This is a genomic window from Actinopolyspora xinjiangensis (assembly GCF_900104475.1).
Lineage (GTDB): Bacteria > Actinomycetota > Actinomycetes > Mycobacteriales > Pseudonocardiaceae > Actinopolyspora > Actinopolyspora xinjiangensis.
The window spans coordinates 1-1,103 of record NZ_FNJR01000033.1 but is presented as its reverse complement, the minus strand read 5'-3'; the positions used below and the strand labels follow the sequence as shown (position 1 = coordinate 1,103).

Below are 1,103 nucleotides of genomic sequence, written 5' to 3'. Positions count from 1 at the left end.
GTGGGGCCGTTCTGCTGACGTGGCATGCGCCGATCCGGCAGGATGTGGCCCGGTTTCGGATCATGGCCCAGGGGACTAGGGGGAAGCAGACGTGACCCAGGACGGTTTCGGCGTTGATTACGATAAGCTGAAAGCGGTCATCGAGGACCTGCGGAAGGCGCGGGACGAGGCCAAAGATCTTGCTGATGAGTCGGAGTCGATCGGGCCTGACGAGTTGACTGCCTACGACGACACCACTGAGAGCGCACGTGAGGCGTTCAGGAAGCGTATGAACGCACCTGAAGGTTCGCTCCGTGCCGCTGCTGATGATATTCGCGTTAGGTTGAATGAAAAGATAGATGCTTACGAAGCTCTGCTAAGGGAATACGGTTTGGCCGAAGAAAACGCTTCGGTCGCACAACGGGATACCGACAGGCGGAGCTGATTATCGTGAATAGCTTCGTGGGCAAGATGCATCGTGGTGGCGCCGTCGCAGGTGGCCTTATACTGAGTATAACACTTGCTGCCTGTTCTAGTGGTTCAACAGGAAAGACTGAATCTTCGGAAGAAACAGCGACTGGCAATGCGACTTCGTCCGTTTCGCGGTCCGGGATCGACATAGCCAACCCGAAGGACGCCGTGGCCCTCGATCCGTGTGAACTGTTGACTAACGAGGCGGCGAACGCGCTTGGTATGGACCCTCGGGGAGAAAGTAGCCCGAACGATCTCAAGCCGAGTCTTCCTGATATATGCCAGTGGGAAAGTGTTGAGAAATCTTTTACTTCGGTGTCTTTGACTGCTTTTCCTGATCGTTCTATTCAGCAATATTACGATAATAAATCAACTTACGGTTATTTTGAGAAGCTGGATATTTCCGGCTATCCTGCTGTGATAGGTAATACTAAAGCTCCAAGTGAAAGTGCTGGCTGCGCCATGTATATGGCTGCGGGTGAAAATCAGGTAGTTATGTCTTCTGCGGATATTGCTCCTGATGATGTCGGCAAGGTGAATCCGTGTGATTTGTCGAGGAAGGCTCTGAAGCTGTCGCTGCCGTCGTGGCCCGCGGCTGGTTGAGCGTTGCTTGCTGGCCGTCGGTCTGGTGCTGGTTGGCTTGAACGGCAGGA

General features: G+C 54.0%; 2 protein-coding genes. Both read left to right on the top strand.

Going from position 1 to position 1,103, the window contains the following annotated elements:
• The first annotated feature begins 91 nt into the window (after positions 1-91).
• Complete coding sequence (locus tag BLQ75_RS22865; protein ID WP_092604733.1) at positions 92-424, top strand: hypothetical protein; 333 nt, start codon at positions 92-94, stop codon at positions 422-424.
• Between the two features lie 5 nt (positions 425-429).
• A complete protein-coding gene (locus tag BLQ75_RS22860; RefSeq protein ID WP_092604732.1) occupies positions 430-1,053 on the top strand; it encodes a DUF3558 domain-containing protein in 624 nt (207 codons plus the stop codon).
• Positions 1,054-1,103 lie beyond the last annotated feature (50 nt).